This window comes from Litorimonas sp. RW-G-Af-16, assembly GCF_048319245.1.
GTDB lineage: Bacteria > Pseudomonadota > Alphaproteobacteria > Caulobacterales > Maricaulaceae > Litorimonas.
Window position 1 is genome coordinate 1,895,986 of sequence record NZ_CP166993.1, and the last position, 14,946, is coordinate 1,910,931.

Here is a 14,946-nt window from a genome sequence, read left to right on the forward strand (position 1 = left end):
TGTCCCTACGCTTTCTTTGCCGCTGTTTTGATCGCGGCTTTGATCCGCGTGTACATGCCGCAACGACAGATATTCCCTGCCATGAATGTCTCGATCTCTGCATCCGATGGGTTCGGAGTTTCTTTGAGCAAGGCCACAGCCGACATGATTTGCCCTGACTGGCAGTAGCCGCATTGCGGCACTTGGTGAGCAATCCATGCTTCTTGCACAGCGTGTAGTGTGCCGTCCGCACTAGCAATCCCCTCAATCGTTGTGACGTTAGCCCCGTCTACGTCCGCGAGGAAGGTCGAACAAGAGCGCACGGCTTCGCCATTCACATGAACAGTGCAAGCCCCGCAGAGCGCAGCGCCGCATCCGAATTTTGTGCCGTTCAGCCCTGCTTCTTCTCGGATGGCCCATAAAAGAGGCGTTTCGGGATCCATGTTCAAAGTCGTGGGTTTCCCGTTCAGGGTCAGCTTGGTCATCTCGGCGTCCTCTTCCGATGCGAATATGCTCTTTGCATAACGTAATTTGCCCGAAATAACCAGACGTTAGGCGATGCACTCCGCCGCGCCAGAATTGCATGACAGCAAAGCTAGCTAGCGTTTAGACAATAAATCAACCAATTCCGCGACTTTGCTCTCACGATCCGCCAGATCATTACTGGCAATCGCGGCGGCCAAACAGTGATCTACATGATCTTTTAGAAGCTCGCCTTCCACGCGCTTGAGCGCAGCTGTTGCAGCTTTCACCTGCACTAAAATATCGACGCAATAGCGATCTTCCTCGATCATTTTTTGCAAGCCCCTAACTTGCCCCTCAATGCGAGAGAGGCGTTTGAGGCTGCTGGTGCGGCGAATTTTACGATCCGACATTAGATGACCATTTTGTGAGTTGAAGACAAGATTGAAATATACCATAGGGGGGTATGCGAAAATATGCAATCATAATCACAACTGCAATCACGGCCATACTGCCCATGACGGTTCAGGCGCGTCCCGTGTCCTATCCTGACGCTTGGACGCTTATGATCCGCAATGACACCGACCAGAATAGCCTGCATGCGCATTACACCGTCGATACTCAGCACAGTGTTGGACTGCGTCTGCGGTATGATCGAGAGGGGGACTTCACCTTTGTAGGCGCGCAGATCAACCGCCTGATGAAGCGCTGGAATAAGATCGATAGCCAAGCCAATATTTATGGCCGTATTGGCGTTGGGCAAGTCTATGACGATGTTGATAACGCAGAGCTGCGTCTAAAACGGGACTCTGACGAAGCGTTATTTCTCGGCCTGTCGGGTGATTGGGAAACGCGACGTTATTTTATCTCTGGCGCAGCAGAGTATTGGGACAATGGCCGTTTTGGAGATTATAGTGCCTATCACGGACGCCTCGGTATTGCTCCCTATGTCGCCAATACGGGCGCCCTTCACACATGGTTTATGGTCGAAGGTCATCACCGTCCCGAAAATGACGACAAAGTCGGGGCCTCAGCACTCCTGCGATTTTTCAAAGGCCCGTCCTTACTGGAAGTCGGCGTGGACGATCAGGGCGAACCCCTGCTAAATTATATTCACAGATTTTAGATACCCCTTAAAGGAGTTAGACATGAAGTTACTATCGACACTGGCTATCGCAACAATGTTGTCACTTGCCCCTACTGCGAGCTTTGCCAAAGATAAGAAAATGGAAGGCCCAGCCGTTGTTGAAATCGCAGACATTTCCGTCGGGCTCAGCGGGCTCGTATGTGATTTTTGCTCCATCGCATTGAACAAGACGTTCAAGAAACGAGACGAAGTGCGCGGCACATATGTGGACCTTGATACAAAAACAATGTCTATCGCACTCGTCGAAGGCACGGACATCACAAACGACGAAATCGTGAAACTCGTCAGCAAAGCGGGCTATAATACAACAAAGATCACGCGCAAAGATGGATCTGAATTTGTGCCGACGAAGTCCTAAATCATGAGCAAAACAAAACTCGCATTTCGAGAGACTGCGGCCCCCACAGTTGCGCTCGTCACGAGCCTATCGACTCTGATCTGCTGCACGCTTCCCGCTGTGATGATCACGCTGGGCATGGGGGCGGCGCTATCGTCGCTGACGTCTAACGTACCGCAGCTCATCTGGTTGTCGGAGCGCAAGCCGCTAGTCTTTGGTGGCTCATTTGTGCTGCTGTGTCTGGCCTGGGGCGTGCGCTATATGACACGCAACATGCCCTGCCCTGCCGATCCCGCACAGGCGAAGGCTTGCGCGCGCTTGCGGACTTTCGGCGGCTGGGTTCTCTATATAGGCTTTGGCGTTTGGGCGCTGGGCGCTTTTTCGGCTTTCGTCCTGCCGAAATTGCTCGCTTAACGACATCAATCCACAAAATATCTAGACACAAAAAAGCCCGCCTCTTTCGGGGCAGGCTTTTCTTGATTCAGAAATCGGCAGTGACTATGCGTCGACAGCTTCCGCTTCCATACGCGCACGATCAACCGCACCTTTAGCAGCTTCGTCGCGGTCAACGAATTCGATGACAGCCATTGGCGCATTGTCGCCGTAGCGGAAGCCAGCCTTCATAACACGGATATAACCCCCTGGGCGATCCGCATAGCGTGGGCCGAGGATGTCAAAGAGCTTCTTTGACTGTTCTTTATTGCGTGTGCGCGCGATCGCGATGCGGCGAGAGTTCAAGTCACCCTTTTTCGCCAAAGTCACAAGCTTCTCCACGAAAGGACGTAGCTCTTTGGCTTTTGGCAGAGTTGTGACGATTTGCTCATGCTCGATCAGCGATGACGCCATATTGGCGAACATAGCTTTGCGGTGCGATGCCGTCCGGTTCAGTTTACGATGGGCCATTTTGTGACGCATGGCTTAATCCTCTTATTTTGTTTGACCTCGGTCGTTATACAACGCGGTCGGTTTATACCTTAGACGTGGTCGTCATACTTTTTTGCAAGATCTTCGATATTTTCTGGCGGCCAGTTTGGCGCGTCCATACCGAGGTGAAGACCCATAGCGGCCAGCACTTCTTTGATCTCATTCAATGATTTGCGACCAAAGTTCGGCGTGCGAAGCATTTCTGCCTCTGATTTTTGAATCAGGTCGCCAATGTAAACGATATTGTCGTTTTTCAGGCAGTTCGCAGACCGCACAGATAGCTCAAGCTCGTCAACCTTGCGCAGAAGCGCTGGGTTAAAGTCGAGTTCTGGCTTCTCTTCGCCGCGGACAGAATCTTCTGGATCATCGAAGTTCACGAAGACTTGGAATTGATCTTGGAGGATGCGCGCTGCAACAGCAATGGCATCTTCTGGCGTGACCGCACCATTGGTTTCAATATCGATCATCAATTTGTCATAATCTAGCACTTGGCCTTCGCGTGTATCTTCGACGCGGTAAGCCACGCGTTTGACAGGCGAATAAAGCGCATCAATCGAGATCAGGCCAATCGGCGCATCTTCTGGACGGCTGTCAGCCGCAGGCACATAACCTTTACCTGATGTAACAGTCAGTTCCATGCGGATATCGGCGCCTTCATCGGCTGTGCAGATAACATGATCCTTGTTCAGGATTTCAACGTCAGCTGTTTCTTCAATGTCAGCCCCTGTGACAGGACCAGCACCTTGCTTGCGCAGAAGTAGCTTTTTCGGACCGTCTGCGTGGAGGCGAACAGCCAAACCTTTGAGGTTTAGCACGATGTTCGTCACGTCTTCGCGGACATTTGGAATAGATGTAAACTCATGCACGATACCATCGATCTGCACAGCTGACACAGCAGCACCTTGCAGAGAGGATAGCAGCACGCGACGGAGCGAGTTACCAAGCGTCATGCCAAAGCCACGCTCTAGCGGCTCTGCAATGATAACCGCTTTGCGGATAGGGTCACGACCGGGTTCAATCTCAGGATTGATCGGACGGATAAGTTCTTGCCAGTTTTTTTCAATCACAGTGTTCACCTTCTTAGGTAAGCGATTGGCGCGATCTCACAAAGAGGTCACGCCGATAAAATTCTAGTCCCGATTAAGGGAATGTGCCCAAATAATTTCGGGCGATTATACGCGGCGGCGTTTCGGCGGGCGGCATCCATTATGTGGGATTGGCGTGACGTCACGGATCGTCGTGATCGTATAACCAGCTGCCTGCAAAGCGCGGACAGCGCTTTCGCGACCTGACCCTGGGCCGTTCACATTAACTTCTAATGTGTTCATACCATGCTCAGCCGCTTTTTTAGCCGCATCTTCAGCTGCCATTTGCGCTGCATATGGCGTTGATTTACGTGAGCCTTTAAAGCCCATTGTGCCAGCTGATGACCATGCCACAGTGTTGCCTTGGGCATCTGTGATCGTGATCATTGTGTTGTTAAATGTGGAGTTCACGTGAGCGACGCCGGAAGTGATGTTCTTCCGGTCGGCGCGGCGAATACGTCCTGGTTCTTTTGCCATTGCGGTCTACCCTACTTCTTCTTGCCAGCGATTGCTTTCGCCGGGCCTTTGCGCGTGCGCGCATTTGTATGTGTACGCTGACCGCGCACTGGCAGGCCACGACGGTGACGCAGACCACGATAATTACCCATGTCCATCAGACGCTTGATGTTTTGTGAGTGTTCGCGGCGCAGATCGCCTTCAACCTGATGCTCAGCATCGATGGTCTCGCGGACTTGCAGGATCTCTTGGTCCGTCAGGTCTTGCACGCGACGCTCAGGCGCAATGCCCACTTTTTCGCATATAGACGCAGCTTTTGCTGCACCAATGCCGTGAATGTAACGCAACGCAATAGTTACGCGTTTATTAGTCGGGATGTTTACCCCAGCAATACGAGCCACGTGCGGCCTCCTCAAAAAATACCAGTTTCACCGACAATTCGTGAGCGTTCCATACGAAAGGGAACGGTTACACGACTCTGTCTCCGCGAAAGCGGGTTACTTAGTCCTAGTCAATGGCGCCGTCAAGCGCTGTTGACGTCATTATTCACCCGCCGAACAGGCGAGCCCAAAAACTTTTCTTACCAGCCTGATTTTGACCGCCTTGGCGATCCAAAACGTGGGCGATAGACGCGGCGACAGTTTCAATGTCAGCCATGCCGTCAACTTCTGCCAATTTGCCCTGCGCAGAGTAAAAAGGCAGGAGCGGCGCAGTTTGCTTATTATAATTGCCGAGGCGAATTTTGAAGCTCTCGGGATTGTCATCCTTGCGGCCTTCGTCCTGAAAGCGCTTCACAATACGCGCCACCAGAGCTTCGTCGTCCACCTTTAGGCGGATCACGCTATCGACATGCATATCGCGGGCTGCGAGAGCCGTGTCTAGCGCTTCAGCCTGAGGCACGGTGCGTGGGAAGCCGTCAAAGATAAAACCTGCTGCGCCCTTATTCATGTCAAGCTGCTCTTCAATCAGTGCGATCACGATATCGTCTGAAACCAAGTCACCACGGTCCATAATGCCCGCAACTTTCAATCCCAGCTCTGTGCCAGATTTACGAGCCGCGCGGAGCATGTCACCTGTTGAGAGCTGAATAAGACCACGTTCTGCGACGAGGCGTTTCGCCTGCGTGCCTTTACCCGCCGCTGGCGGCCCAAAAAGTATCAAATTCAAGCCCATGCCCTGCCCCTATTTCTTACGCCGACGCATGCGCGACTTTTTGATCAAGCCCTCATATTGATGGGCGATCAGGTGCGATTGAATCTGGGCGACTGTATCAAGGGTCACAGACACGATAATCAAGAGGCTCATACCGCCGATCAACATGGCAACAGAGGGCGGGATAGCCTTGTTTTGAGAGATTATATATTCTGGCAACACACAGACGAAAGCCACATAGACGGCGCCAATGAATGTCAGGCGTGACAAAACGTAGGACAAGTATTCCGCTGTGCGCTCGCCCGGGCGAATACCTGGCATAAAGCCGCCATTCTTGCGCAGGTTATCCGCGACATCGTCAGGCTTAAACACATAAGGCACATAGAAGTAGCAGAAGAAGATGATTAGTAAGCCATATAGCGTCAAGTAGAGCGGGGAGCCGTAGCCGATATAGGCCAGCATATTTCGTGTTGCCTGCGCCACTGCGCCGTCACCTGTGGCCACGATCGGTGCAATCGTCGCGGGCAGTAGCAAGAGCGAGCTAGCAAAAATCGGTGGGATCACGCCAGCTGTGTTCAACTTGAGTGGCATGAAGGAGCTTTCGCCGCCAAATGTCTTCCCGCCTGCCATCTGACGCTTAGGATACTGAACAAGTAGACGGCGCTGCGCGCGCTCGACAAAAACGATCAACATAGACAGACCCACAAACAAGACAATCACGAACGCCAAGAGCAATTCTGAAATTGACCCTTGCTGGTTCAATCCAAATGTCTGGAAAATCGCCTTGGGCAGTTCTGCCACAATACCTGCGAAAATAATCAAGGACACGCCGTTACCCACACCGCGGGCCGTGACTTGCTCACCTAACCACATCAAGAACATGGTGCCGCCGACGAGCGTGATCACAGTCGATGCTTGGAAGAACAGACCCGGGTCAATCACGGCACCAGGCGTCGCTTGCAGGGCGCGGGCGATACCGAATGCTTGGAAAGCCGCCAAAAAGACTGTCAAATAACGCGTATATTGGTTGATTTGCTTACGGCCTTGCTCACCATCTTTATCCAATTCCTTGAGTGCAGGCAGCGAGCCCTTCATCAAAGTCATAATAATTGAGGCGGAAATGTAAGGCATCACGTTCAATGCAAAAATCGCCATACGTTCCACGGCGCCGCCCGCAAACATGTTCAGGCGTGTCAGTAGACCGCCGCCCCCTGCGTCAAACGCAGATTGGAACGCCTGCATATCCATGCCTGGGATCGGCACAAATGTCCCGATGCGGTAGATAACCAGAATAAAAAGCGTGAAAAGCAGACGTTGCTGCAACTCTTTCGCCTTCGCGAAGACGCCAAGGTTCATGTTCGATGCGAGCTGTTCTGACGCTGAGGCCATAATTGTCTGTGTCCCTGATGTGATAAACCCCCATATGGGGGTCAATCGTCAGTTTAAAAGGGCGGGGCTTAAAACTCGCCCAATTTACCTTCGTTTTTCGCGAGCAAATAGTAGAAGGTTACGCGGTTTTTCATGCGTGTCGGCTTCATTGTTTCGCAAACCGCTTTGACTTTCTCCATCGCCGCGTCTTTGTCGTCCACGCCCAACTTTTTCTTCATGAAGCCTTTGACGATTGTTTCAAGTTCTGTCTCGTCAGAACATGACACATATTTCGCGTCACGGTTCTTAAGGGACGCACCGAGATATTTTTCAATCTTCGTGACAGTCTCATTATCGGCCTTGGCGTCATATTCCTGCGTCGGCGCAAGATAATCAGACTCGCCGTCAGCCGCTTTGGCTGGAGCTTTCTTAGCTGCAGCCTTCTTAGGCGCCGCTGCTTTTTTCTCAGCTTTCGGCTTCTCGGCTTTGGGCTTTTCTGCTTTAGGCGCAGCAGATTTCTTGTCAGCCTTGCTTACTTTATTCGAACGATCTTGCTTCTCGCCTTTGCCGCGATATTCAACCGTCTCGTCCAGCACTGTCACAGAGCCTTTGGCATCTTCGACAAGCTTGATCGCGCCGGGTGTTGCGCCAGAAACCGTCAGCTTTACAGCTTTAGATAGTTTGCCGCCACCGATCAGACGCACGCCGTCTTTGGCGCGGCGAATAACGCCAGCTTCGACAAGCGCAGCCGCATCATAATTTGTTTTAGAATCCAACTTACCAGACTCAATCGCACGGTTCACTGTTGCGATAGACAGCTCTGTCCAGTTTTTGCGGTTGGGCTTGTTAAAGCCACGCTTTGGCAGACGCATGTGAATTGGCATTTGACCGCCTTCAAAGCCTTTGATCGCCACACCTGAGCGTGACTTCTGACCTTTGACACCACGGCCGGCTGTTTTGCCTTTGCCTGAGCCAATACCACGGCCTACGCGCTTACGGTTCTTCGTTGCGCCGGCATTATCACTGAGTTCGTTTAAACGCATTTTTCTTCTCCAAAGGCGGTTTCCCGCGCCAATAGGGCTGCGGGACTACGCTTCGTTCTTTATTTGTCTTCGACGACTTCGATCATGTGGGAGACCTTATTGATCATGCCACGAACCGAAGGGGTGTCTTCGAGTGTTTTTTGTTTGCCGATACGGCCCAGGCCAAGACCGACAAGCGTCGCGCGCTGATCAGGTTTACGACGAGTCGATGATCCTGTCTGACGGACGGTAACTGTTGCTTTTTTCGCCATGATTAAATCTCTACTTACGCTTCGATTGCATCAGGTGCAGAGGCACCATCTTTGCGACGATCAACGATATCTGCGACTTTCATGCCGCGCTTATTAGCAATCGTCCGAGGGCTTTCCATGCGCTTCAACGCATCAAAAGTGGCCCGCACCATGTTGTATGGATTGGATGTGCCAATAGATTTGCCGACAACATCTTGAACGCCGAGACATTCCAGAACGGCCCGCATTGGACCACCAGCAATCACACCAGTCCCAGGAGGGGCTGAGCGCATGACGATCTTGCCTGCGCCGTGACGTCCTTGAACATCATGATGGAGCGTCCGACCTTCACGCAGTGGTACGCGGATCATTGTCTTTTTCGCTTCTTCAGTTGCCTTGCGGATCGCTTCTGGCACTTCGCGGGCTTTACCCTTGCCAAATCCAACACGGCCTTTTTCATCACCCACGATGACAAGTGCGGCGAATGACATGTTACGGCCACCCTTCACAGTCTTTGCCACACGGTTAATGTGAACCAGACGATCAATGAACTCGTTGTCTACTTCTTCGCGTTTGCCGCGACGGTTATCTTCTCTACCTGCCATAATCTCAGCTTTCCTAGAATTTCAAACCGGCTTCGCGAGCCGCATTCGCCAGAGCTTTCACTCGGCCATGATAAAGATATGCGCCACGGTCAAAGACAACGTCTTCGATTTTCGCTTTTTTAGCGCGTTCTGCGATCAGCTTGCCAATTCGTTCAGCAGCTGCAACATCAGAACCCTTTGCTTTTTTATCTTCAAGCGTAGAGGCGGATGCTAGAGTTGTGCCTGTTGCATCGTCGATGATCTGTACAGAAATATTCTTTGACGACCGGAAGACTGACAGACGCGGACGCCCATTGGCGTGTTTTTTGAGGCGGCGGCGAACCCGTTGGGCGCGGCGCTGCATAAGAGAACGAGCGGTTTTCATTATTTCTTCTTACCCTCTTTCTGACGCACAAATTCACCGACATAGCGCACGCCTTTGCCTTTATAAGGCTCTGGCTTACGGAAGCTGCGGATTTCTGCCGCCACTTGACCGACTTGCTGCTTATCAATGCCAGACACGCTGACCAAAGTCGGCTTTGACGCCTCAATAGTCACGCCAGCTGGCGGTGTGTAATCAACGTCATGTGAATAACCGAGCTGCATAGAGAGCGTATTGCCCTTCATTTGCGCGCGATAACCAACGCCGCGCAATTCTAGCTCTTTTTTGAAGCCGTTCGTGACGCCTTCAATCATGTTTGCGACCATTGTGCGAGACATGCCCCACATTGCCGCGGCTGTTTTAGACCCTTCGACAGGTGACACAGTAAACTCTGCACCGTCTAGCTTGCCTGAAACAGCATCTGGGAGCGTGAATTTCAGCTCGCCTTTAGATCCTTTGACAGTCACCTCTTGGCCCGTTTGTGTCAGTGTGACACCCGCTGGAACCGTGACTGGTTGTTTTCCGATACGTGACATAATGATAGCTCCTTATGACACTTGGCAAAGAACTTCGCCGCCGACATTGGCTTCGCGGGCAGCTGCATCGCTCATCACGCCTTTGGGCGTAGAGAGGATTGAGATACCCAAGCCATTGCGGACCTGCGGAAGTGTTTTAACCGATGAATAGACACGACGACCTGGCTTTGACACGCGTTTAATGTCGCGGATCACAGCTTCGCCTTCGAAATATTTCAGCTCGACATTAAAGCCTTTAAAGCCGTCAATTTCTGTCTCTGAATAGCCGCGGATGAAGCCCTCTTCTGCCAACACGTCCAAGACGCGGCCACGCAATGTGGAAGCAGGTGTGAGAACAGTCGAACGGCCACGCATGATAGCGTTACGAATACGAGTGAGCATATCACCCAATGGATCGGAGAATGACATGGTTTCCCTCCTACCAGCTAGATTTCAGAAGACCTGGGATCAGGCCGTGTGAGCCAAGCTCGCGAAGCGCGATCCGGGACATTTTCATTTTGCGATAATAGCCGCGCGGACGACCGGTGACTTGGCAACGGTTACGAATACGCGTTTCCGCTGAATTACGTGGCAGGGCAGCTAGCTTGAGCTGCGCCTGAAAACGCTCTTCGACGGGAATATCTTTATTACGCGCAATATCTTTGAGAAGCGCACGCTTAGCCGCATATTTTGCGACGAGGCGCTGACGCTTGAGATTGCGCTCAACTGCACTGACTTTAGCCATGTTTTACTCCTATTTGCAGGACTCAGACGTCATATCTGCAGTCCGCTTCGCTTGTTGCGTTCGTTTACTTCGGTCCGGCCAGATTAATTTCTGAACGGGAAAGCAAACGCGGCCAACAATGCTTTGGCTTCTTCATCTGTTTTTGCGGTCGTTTGAACCACAATATCCATACCTCGGACTGACTCGACTTTGTCATAATCAATCTCTGGAAATACGATGTGTTCTTTAATGCCCATGGCGTAATTGCCGTTGCCATCAAAGCTTTTACCATTCAATCCGCGAAAGTCACGTGTCCGTGGCAGTGCGATATTGATGAGGCGGTCCAAGAATTCAAACATCACGTCACGACGCAATGTCACCTTAGCCCCGATCACCATGCCGTCGCGAAGTTTGAAGCCCGCAATAGACTTTTTGGCAACCGTTTCAACTGGTTTCTGACCTGCAATCAAAGACAGTTCTTCGATCGCCGCTTGGACTTTTTTCTTGTCAGCCACACCCTCACCAAGGCCCATATTTAGGACGACCTTTTCGATGCGTGGAATTTGTATGTCATTTTCGTAGCCGAACTGCTCTTTCATCTTCGCGCGGATTTCCTCGCGGTAAACAGTGGCTAGGCGTGGTTCATAAGGTTTAGACATCGATGACTTCCCCTGTTCTCTTGGTCACACGGACCTTTTTACCATCTTTCAAAGTCTTGAAACCAACGCGAGTTGGCTTATCGTCTTTGGGATCAATGTGCGCGACGTTTGAAACAGCGATCGGCGCTTCAAATTCCATGATGCCGCCTTCATTACCTTGTGAGGCACGCATGTGACGCTTGACCATACGCACGCCTTTAACAACGATACGACCTTCTTTCGGAGAGACCTTCAGGACTTCGCCCTTCTTGCCTTTATCTCCGCCAGAAATGACGACGACATAGTCACCTTTTTTAATCTTGGCTGCCATGATTAGATTACCTCTGGAGCAAGTGAGACGATCTTCATCAGATTTTTCGTTGGGCCAGACTTGGCGCGCAATTCACGCGGCACTGGGCCAAAAATCCGTGTGCCGAGCGGCTCACCATTATTGTTGATGATCACAGCGGCATTGCCGTCAAAACGAATGACAGACCCATCCGCGCGCTGGATATCTTTACGAACACGTATGACGACAGCCTTACGAACTTCGCCTTTTTTCACTTTACCGCGGGGTTGAGCTTCTTTGATCGACACAACGATAATGTCGCCCACGCTGGCATAACGACGCTTAGAGCCGCCCAGCACTTTGATACACTGGACGCGACGCGCACCAGAGTTATCGGCGACTTCGAGATTTGATTGCATTTGAATCATGCGGGTCTCCTAGCTTGGTAGTTTCGCAAACTGGCTTAAGCGCCAGTCACGACTTCCCAGGTCTTGAGTTTACTTTTCGGGGGACATTCGATGATACGAACCTTGTCACCCACTTTATGCGCATTGTTTTCATCATGCGCGTGATATTTTTTTGTCCGACGGATCGTCTTTTTGAACAGCGGGTGCAGGAAAGAACGCTCGACGCGGACGACGATTGTTTTTTCACCTTTGTCTGACACCACAGTGCCTTGGAGAATACGCTTTGGCATGGCTCTCTCTTACGCTTTCTTTGCGGCTGATTTTGTCTCAGCCTGAATAGTTTTGATCCGTGCGATATCGCGGCGCACTTGGCGCACGCGGGCAGTTTTTTCCAGCTGACCTGTCGCGTCCTGGAAACGCAGGTTGAACTGTTCTTTTTTCAACTTCAGCAGCTCTTCTGTGAGCTGATCGGCTGTCATGGCTCGTGCGTCTACGGCTTTCATAGCGCGCTCCTATTGCTCGCCTGGACGTGTAACGACTTTACACTTCACAGGCAATTTGGCGGCGCCGAGGCGAAGCGCTTCACGCGCAACAGCATCAGACACACCATCAATTTCAAACATGATGCGACCGGGCTTCACTTTACAGACCCAGAATTCAACAGAACCCTTACCTTTACCCATCCGAACTTCGGTAGGTTTTTTCGTGACTGGCACATCTGGGAAGATGCGGATCCACACACGACCAGCACGTTTCATATGACGTGTGATTGCGCGACGTGTCGCTTCGATCTGACGCGCGGTAACGCGCTCAGGTTCGAGGGCCTTAAGACCATAGGAACCAAAGTTCAATGAAGAACCGCCCTTGGCCATGCCTTTAATCCGACCCTTATGGGCTTTCCGGAATTTAGTACGTTTTGGCTGTAACATTGCTCTTAGCCTTCCAATTAATTTGCGCGAGCTGGGCGACGATTGCCACGGTCATTGCCGCCGCGATCATTGCCACCGCGAGAGCGAGTATCGCCCTGCTCTGTCATGCGCTTTTCGTGAGCATAGGGATCATGTTCCATGATCTCGCCCTTATTGATCCAAACTTTGATGCCGATGATGCCCATGGCTGTCATCGCACGCGCGACACCGTAATCGATGTCAGCGCGCATTGTGTGCAACGGCACAGAACCCTCTTGATATTGCTCAACCCGTGCGATTTCCGCGCCACCAAGACGACCGCCGAGCTTAATTTTACAGCCCTTCGCACCCATGCGCATAGCAGACTGCAAAGACCGCTTCATTGCGCGACGGAAAGAGACGCGACGCTCTAGCTGCTGCGCAATGCCATCAGCAACGAGGTTAGCGTCTACTTCTGGCTTACGGACTTCAACCAAGTTGATGAACACTTCACCGTCAACCATGCCCGCAACCTTTTTGCGCAGGACTTCGATATCGGAGCCTTTTTTACCAATCACGACACCTGGACGGGCTGTGTAAATTGTAATGCGGCAGGTTTTGTGCGGACGCTCGATCACGATGCGAGACACAGACGCGTTTTTCAACTCAGCCATTAGGAATGAGCGGATCGCGAGATCTTGATGTAGCAGATCGCCATATTCAGCCGTGTTGGCGTACCAACGGGATGACCATGTGCGGTTAATGCCTAAGCGTAGACCGATTGGATTAATCTTCTGACCCATTATGCGGCCTCACTTTTTTCTGTCTCGGACACTTCAACTTGCTCTTGAACAACGATTGTTAGCTCAGAGAACGGCTTTAAAATACGAGCGCCACGGCCACGTGCACGTGCACGGAAACGCTTCATCACGAAGTTTTTGCCGACATAGGCCTCTGACACGATCAAATTATCGATGTCCAAGCCATGATTGTTTTCAGCATTTGCAATCGCGCTTTCCAGCACGGTCTTCACAACACCAGAAATACGCTTGTGCGAAAATTCCAGATCAGCGAGGGCTGTTTCGACTTTTTTACCGCGAATGAGTTGCGCAACAAGGTTTAGCTTTTGTGGGCTGATGCGGATCATCCGCAACTTAGCCCGAGCTTCGTTGTCAGCAACGCGGCGTGGATTCTTAGCTTTAGCCATGACTACTTCCGTTTCGCTTTCTTATCCGCACCGTGACCATAATAAGTCCGTGTCGGTGAGAATTCGCCTAGCTTGTGACCGACCATATCTTCGTCGACCAAAACTGGCACAAATTTTTGACCATTATGCACTTGGAACGTCAGTCCAACGAAACCAGGCATAATCGTCGAACGACGAGACCAAGTCTTGATCGGCTTATGACGGCCCTCTGCGCGAGCGGCTTCGGCTTTTTTAAGCAGGTAACCGTCAACAAACGGACCTTTCCATACTGAACGTGGCATAGCGGTGTCCTACTATTTCTTCTTCTTGTGACGAGAGCGGATAATGAACTTATCCGTCGCCTTATTACTACGCGTTTTGGCGCCTTTAGTCGGCTTACCCCAAGGTGTCACAGGATGACGACCACCAGATGTCCGGCCTTCACCACCACCGTGCGGGTGATCCACTGGGTTCATGGCCACGCCGCGAACTGCCGGGCGCTTACCCAACCAACGCTTACGGCCAGCTTTACCCAGATCAATGTTCATATGATCCGGGTTAGACACAGCGCCGATTGTGGCGCGGCATGTCTGGTGAACCATGCGCATTTCGCCTGACTTCAAGCGAACCTGCGCGTAACCTTCTGACCGACCCACGAGCTGCGCATATGTACCAGCAGAGCGAGCGATTTGACCGCCCTTGCCTGGCTTCAGCTCGATATTGTGAATGATCATACCAACAGGCATCAAACGCAAAGGCATGGAATTACCAGGCTTAATATCGGCACGGTCAGATGAGAGAACTTTGTCGCCTTCAGCCAAACGCTGCGGTGCCAAAATATATGATTTCTCGCCATCTTTATATTCGATCAATGCGATGAAAGCTGTCCGGTTTGGATCATATTCAAGGCGCAGAACAGTCGCTTCCATATCAAGCTTATTACGCTTGAAATCGACCATACGATAGAGACGCTTATGGCCACCACCTTGGCGGCGCATCGTGATGCGACCTGTATTATTGCGACCACCATTTTTCGTCAGACCTTCAGTCAGTGCCTTTTCAGGGCGACCTTTGTGAAGTTCTGAGCGGTCAACCTGAACCAGGTGACGTCGTGACGGTGAAGTCGGATTGAATGTCTTTAAAGCCATTGT

General features: G+C 51.6%; 28 protein-coding genes. 3 read left to right on the plus strand and 25 right to left on the minus strand.

What is annotated here, in order from left to right; translation table 11 throughout:
- Positions 1-5 precede the first annotated feature (5 nt).
- Both AB8615_RS09330 and AB8615_RS09335 read right to left on the minus strand, forming a co-directional pair.
- Positions 6-464, minus strand: coding sequence for a (2Fe-2S)-binding protein (locus tag AB8615_RS09330; protein ID WP_409432328.1), 459 nt, complete (start codon positions 462-464; stop codon positions 6-8).
- Positions 465-578: 114 nt separating this feature from the next.
- Positions 579-854 (minus strand): metal-sensitive transcriptional regulator, encoded by a 276-nt coding sequence (locus tag AB8615_RS09335; protein WP_409432329.1) that lies wholly within the window; start codon positions 852-854, stop codon positions 579-581.
- A gap of 53 nt (positions 855-907) precedes the next feature.
- Here AB8615_RS09335 and AB8615_RS09340 point away from each other — a divergent pair, with 53 nt between their 5' ends.
- From AB8615_RS09340 to AB8615_RS09350, 3 genes are read left to right on the plus strand one after another with little or no spacing between them, the layout of a single operon-like run.
- On the plus strand, positions 908-1,567 hold the full coding sequence (locus AB8615_RS09340; RefSeq protein ID WP_409432330.1) for a hypothetical protein: 660 nt from the start codon (positions 908-910) through the stop codon (positions 1,565-1,567).
- A 22-nt stretch (positions 1,568-1,589) separates the two neighbouring features.
- Positions 1,590-1,946 (plus strand): hypothetical protein, encoded by a 357-nt coding sequence (locus tag AB8615_RS09345; RefSeq protein WP_409432331.1) that lies wholly within the window; start codon positions 1,590-1,592, stop codon positions 1,944-1,946.
- Between the two features lie 3 nt (positions 1,947-1,949).
- A complete protein-coding gene (locus AB8615_RS09350) occupies positions 1,950-2,339 on the plus strand; it encodes a hypothetical protein (protein ID WP_409432332.1) in 390 nt (129 codons plus the stop codon).
- An 84-nt stretch (positions 2,340-2,423) separates the two neighbouring features.
- On the opposite strand, the gene rplQ is transcribed toward AB8615_RS09350, so the two are convergent.
- The 23 genes from rplQ to rplB all read right to left on the minus strand — a co-directional run bounded on the left by rplQ (position 2,424) and on the right by rplB (position 14,943).
- On the minus strand, positions 2,424-2,840 hold the full coding sequence (gene rplQ, locus AB8615_RS09355; RefSeq protein WP_409432333.1) for a 50S ribosomal protein L17: 417 nt from the start codon (positions 2,838-2,840) through the stop codon (positions 2,424-2,426).
- 59 nt (positions 2,841-2,899) lie between these two features.
- On the minus strand, positions 2,900-3,916 hold the full coding sequence (locus tag AB8615_RS09360) for a DNA-directed RNA polymerase subunit alpha (protein WP_409432334.1): 1,017 nt from the start codon (positions 3,914-3,916) through the stop codon (positions 2,900-2,902).
- A gap of 105 nt (positions 3,917-4,021) precedes the next feature.
- Positions 4,022-4,411: a 30S ribosomal protein S11 gene (gene rpsK / locus AB8615_RS09365; protein WP_409432335.1), complete on the minus strand. Its 390-nt coding sequence runs from the start codon at positions 4,409-4,411 to the stop codon at positions 4,022-4,024.
- Positions 4,412-4,422: 11 nt separating this feature from the next.
- Entirely contained in the window at positions 4,423-4,791 is a 369-nt protein-coding gene (rpsM, locus tag AB8615_RS09370) for a 30S ribosomal protein S13 (RefSeq protein ID WP_409432336.1), read from the minus strand.
- A gap of 145 nt (positions 4,792-4,936) precedes the next feature.
- Positions 4,937-5,557 carry an adenylate kinase gene (locus AB8615_RS09375; RefSeq protein ID WP_409434093.1) on the minus strand — a complete coding sequence of 207 codons (621 nt, stop codon included), beginning with the start codon at positions 5,555-5,557 and terminating at the stop codon, positions 4,937-4,939.
- A 15-nt stretch (positions 5,558-5,572) separates the two neighbouring features.
- Complete coding sequence (secY, locus tag AB8615_RS09380) at positions 5,573-6,931, minus strand: preprotein translocase subunit SecY (RefSeq protein ID WP_409432337.1); 1,359 nt, start codon at positions 6,929-6,931, stop codon at positions 5,573-5,575.
- 68 nt (positions 6,932-6,999) lie between these two features.
- Positions 7,000-7,953, minus strand: coding sequence for a 50S ribosomal protein L15 (gene rplO / locus AB8615_RS09385; RefSeq protein WP_409432338.1), 954 nt, complete (start codon positions 7,951-7,953; stop codon positions 7,000-7,002).
- A gap of 59 nt (positions 7,954-8,012) precedes the next feature.
- On the minus strand, positions 8,013-8,204 hold the full coding sequence (gene rpmD / locus AB8615_RS09390; protein WP_409432339.1) for a 50S ribosomal protein L30: 192 nt from the start codon (positions 8,202-8,204) through the stop codon (positions 8,013-8,015).
- 14 nt (positions 8,205-8,218) lie between these two features.
- Positions 8,219-8,788 (minus strand): 30S ribosomal protein S5, encoded by a 570-nt coding sequence (gene rpsE / locus AB8615_RS09395; protein ID WP_409432340.1) that lies wholly within the window; start codon positions 8,786-8,788, stop codon positions 8,219-8,221.
- Between the two features lie 13 nt (positions 8,789-8,801).
- On the minus strand, positions 8,802-9,152 hold the full coding sequence (gene rplR, locus AB8615_RS09400) for a 50S ribosomal protein L18 (RefSeq protein WP_409432341.1): 351 nt from the start codon (positions 9,150-9,152) through the stop codon (positions 8,802-8,804).
- On the minus strand, positions 9,152-9,685 hold the full coding sequence (rplF, locus tag AB8615_RS09405) for a 50S ribosomal protein L6 (RefSeq protein ID WP_409432342.1): 534 nt from the start codon (positions 9,683-9,685) through the stop codon (positions 9,152-9,154). The genes rplR and rplF overlap by 1 nt, the downstream gene beginning before the upstream one ends.
- A 12-nt stretch (positions 9,686-9,697) precedes the next feature.
- Positions 9,698-10,093 carry a 30S ribosomal protein S8 gene (gene rpsH, locus AB8615_RS09410; protein WP_409432343.1) on the minus strand — a complete coding sequence of 132 codons (396 nt, stop codon included), beginning with the start codon at positions 10,091-10,093 and terminating at the stop codon, positions 9,698-9,700.
- A gap of 10 nt (positions 10,094-10,103) precedes the next feature.
- A complete protein-coding gene (gene rpsN / locus AB8615_RS09415; protein ID WP_409432344.1) occupies positions 10,104-10,409 on the minus strand; it encodes a 30S ribosomal protein S14 in 306 nt (101 codons plus the stop codon).
- Positions 10,410-10,492: 83 nt separating this feature from the next.
- Positions 10,493-11,047, minus strand: a complete 555-nt coding sequence (gene rplE / locus AB8615_RS09420; protein WP_409432345.1) for a 50S ribosomal protein L5 — start codon at positions 11,045-11,047, stop codon at positions 10,493-10,495.
- A complete protein-coding gene (rplX, locus tag AB8615_RS09425; RefSeq protein WP_409432346.1) occupies positions 11,040-11,357 on the minus strand; it encodes a 50S ribosomal protein L24 in 318 nt (105 codons plus the stop codon). The genes rplE and rplX overlap by 8 nt, the downstream gene beginning before the upstream one ends.
- 2 nt (positions 11,358-11,359) lie before the next feature.
- A complete protein-coding gene (gene rplN / locus AB8615_RS09430; RefSeq protein WP_418152302.1) occupies positions 11,360-11,743 on the minus strand; it encodes a 50S ribosomal protein L14 in 384 nt (127 codons plus the stop codon).
- Between the two features lie 35 nt (positions 11,744-11,778).
- Positions 11,779-12,012: a 30S ribosomal protein S17 gene (rpsQ, locus tag AB8615_RS09435; RefSeq protein WP_409432348.1), complete on the minus strand. Its 234-nt coding sequence runs from the start codon at positions 12,010-12,012 to the stop codon at positions 11,779-11,781.
- Positions 12,013-12,021: 9 nt separating this feature from the next.
- Positions 12,022-12,225, minus strand: coding sequence for a 50S ribosomal protein L29 (gene rpmC / locus AB8615_RS09440; RefSeq protein ID WP_409432349.1), 204 nt, complete (start codon positions 12,223-12,225; stop codon positions 12,022-12,024).
- A gap of 9 nt (positions 12,226-12,234) precedes the next feature.
- Complete coding sequence (gene rplP / locus AB8615_RS09445) at positions 12,235-12,651, minus strand: 50S ribosomal protein L16 (protein ID WP_418152305.1); 417 nt, start codon at positions 12,649-12,651, stop codon at positions 12,235-12,237.
- 17 nt (positions 12,652-12,668) lie between these two features.
- Positions 12,669-13,412, minus strand: coding sequence for a 30S ribosomal protein S3 (gene rpsC, locus AB8615_RS09450; protein ID WP_409432351.1), 744 nt, complete (start codon positions 13,410-13,412; stop codon positions 12,669-12,671).
- A complete protein-coding gene (rplV, locus tag AB8615_RS09455; protein ID WP_409432352.1) occupies positions 13,412-13,816 on the minus strand; it encodes a 50S ribosomal protein L22 in 405 nt (134 codons plus the stop codon). Before rplV ends, rpsC begins: the two co-directional genes overlap by 1 nt.
- Before the next feature lie 2 nt (positions 13,817-13,818).
- The gene (gene rpsS, locus AB8615_RS09460) at positions 13,819-14,097 is read right to left on the minus strand and encodes a 30S ribosomal protein S19 (protein ID WP_409432353.1); all 279 of its coding nucleotides are present in this window, start codon (positions 14,095-14,097) and stop codon (positions 13,819-13,821) included.
- 12 nt (positions 14,098-14,109) lie between these two features.
- Positions 14,110-14,943: a 50S ribosomal protein L2 gene (gene rplB / locus AB8615_RS09465; protein ID WP_418152308.1), complete on the minus strand. Its 834-nt coding sequence runs from the start codon at positions 14,941-14,943 to the stop codon at positions 14,110-14,112.
- Positions 14,944-14,946 lie beyond the last annotated feature (3 nt).

What these genes read in the sequence shown, in the direction of transcription:
- rpsK (WP_409432335.1), bottom strand. Translation starts at nt 4,411, where the DNA reads ATGGCAAAAGAACCAGGACGTATTCGCCGCGCCGACCGGAAGAACATC.
- rpmD (WP_409432339.1), bottom strand. Translation starts at nt 8,204, where the DNA reads ATGGCGAAAAAAGCAACAGTTACCGTCCGTCAGACAGGATCATCGACT.
- rplE (WP_409432345.1), bottom strand. Translation starts at nt 11,047, where the DNA reads ATGTCTAAACCTTATGAACCACGCCTAGCCACTGTTTACCGCGAGGAA.
- rpsE (WP_409432340.1), bottom strand. Translation starts at nt 8,788, where the DNA reads ATGGCAGGTAGAGAAGATAACCGTCGCGGCAAACGCGAAGAAGTAGAC.
- rpmC (WP_409432349.1), bottom strand. Translation starts at nt 12,225, where the DNA reads ATGAAAGCCGTAGACGCACGAGCCATGACAGCCGATCAGCTCACAGAA.
- rplQ (WP_409432333.1), bottom strand. Translation starts at nt 2,840, where the DNA reads ATGCGTCACAAAATGGCCCATCGTAAACTGAACCGGACGGCATCGCAC.
- rpsS (WP_409432353.1), bottom strand. Translation starts at nt 14,097, where the DNA reads ATGCCACGTTCAGTATGGAAAGGTCCGTTTGTTGACGGTTACCTGCTT.
- rpsN (WP_409432344.1), bottom strand. Translation starts at nt 10,409, where the DNA reads ATGGCTAAAGTCAGTGCAGTTGAGCGCAATCTCAAGCGTCAGCGCCTC.
- rplV (WP_409432352.1), bottom strand. Translation starts at nt 13,816, where the DNA reads ATGGCTAAAGCTAAGAATCCACGCCGCGTTGCTGACAACGAAGCTCGG.
- rplB (WP_418152308.1), bottom strand. Translation starts at nt 14,943, where the DNA reads ATGGCTTTAAAGACATTCAATCCGACTTCACCGTCACGACGTCACCTG.
- AB8615_RS09330 (WP_409432328.1), bottom strand. Translation starts at nt 464, where the DNA reads ATGACCAAGCTGACCCTGAACGGGAAACCCACGACTTTGAACATGGAT.
- rpsQ (WP_409432348.1), bottom strand. Translation starts at nt 12,012, where the DNA reads ATGCCAAAGCGTATTCTCCAAGGCACTGTGGTGTCAGACAAAGGTGAA.
- AB8615_RS09350 (WP_409432332.1), top strand. Translation starts at nt 1,950, where the DNA reads ATGAGCAAAACAAAACTCGCATTTCGAGAGACTGCGGCCCCCACAGTT.
- rplR (WP_409432341.1), bottom strand. Translation starts at nt 9,152, where the DNA reads ATGAAAACCGCTCGTTCTCTTATGCAGCGCCGCGCCCAACGGGTTCGC.
- rplN (WP_418152302.1), bottom strand. Translation starts at nt 11,743, where the DNA reads ATGATTCAAATGCAATCAAATCTCGAAGTCGCCGATAACTCTGGTGCG.
- AB8615_RS09335 (WP_409432329.1), bottom strand. Translation starts at nt 854, where the DNA reads ATGTCGGATCGTAAAATTCGCCGCACCAGCAGCCTCAAACGCCTCTCT.
- rplO (WP_409432338.1), bottom strand. Translation starts at nt 7,953, where the DNA reads ATGCGTTTAAACGAACTCAGTGATAATGCCGGCGCAACGAAGAACCGT.
- AB8615_RS09345 (WP_409432331.1), top strand. Translation starts at nt 1,590, where the DNA reads ATGAAGTTACTATCGACACTGGCTATCGCAACAATGTTGTCACTTGCC.
- secY (WP_409432337.1), bottom strand. Translation starts at nt 6,931, where the DNA reads ATGGCCTCAGCGTCAGAACAGCTCGCATCGAACATGAACCTTGGCGTC.
- rplP (WP_418152305.1), bottom strand. Translation starts at nt 12,651, where the DNA reads ATGTTACAGCCAAAACGTACTAAATTCCGGAAAGCCCATAAGGGTCGG.
- rpsC (WP_409432351.1), bottom strand. Translation starts at nt 13,412, where the DNA reads ATGGGTCAGAAGATTAATCCAATCGGTCTACGCTTAGGCATTAACCGC.
- rplF (WP_409432342.1), bottom strand. Translation starts at nt 9,685, where the DNA reads ATGTCACGTATCGGAAAACAACCAGTCACGGTTCCAGCGGGTGTCACA.
- rpsH (WP_409432343.1), bottom strand. Translation starts at nt 10,093, where the DNA reads ATGTCATTCTCCGATCCATTGGGTGATATGCTCACTCGTATTCGTAAC.
- AB8615_RS09340 (WP_409432330.1), top strand. Translation starts at nt 908, where the DNA reads ATGCGAAAATATGCAATCATAATCACAACTGCAATCACGGCCATACTG.
- rplX (WP_409432346.1), bottom strand. Translation starts at nt 11,357, where the DNA reads ATGGCAGCCAAGATTAAAAAAGGTGACTATGTCGTCGTCATTTCTGGC.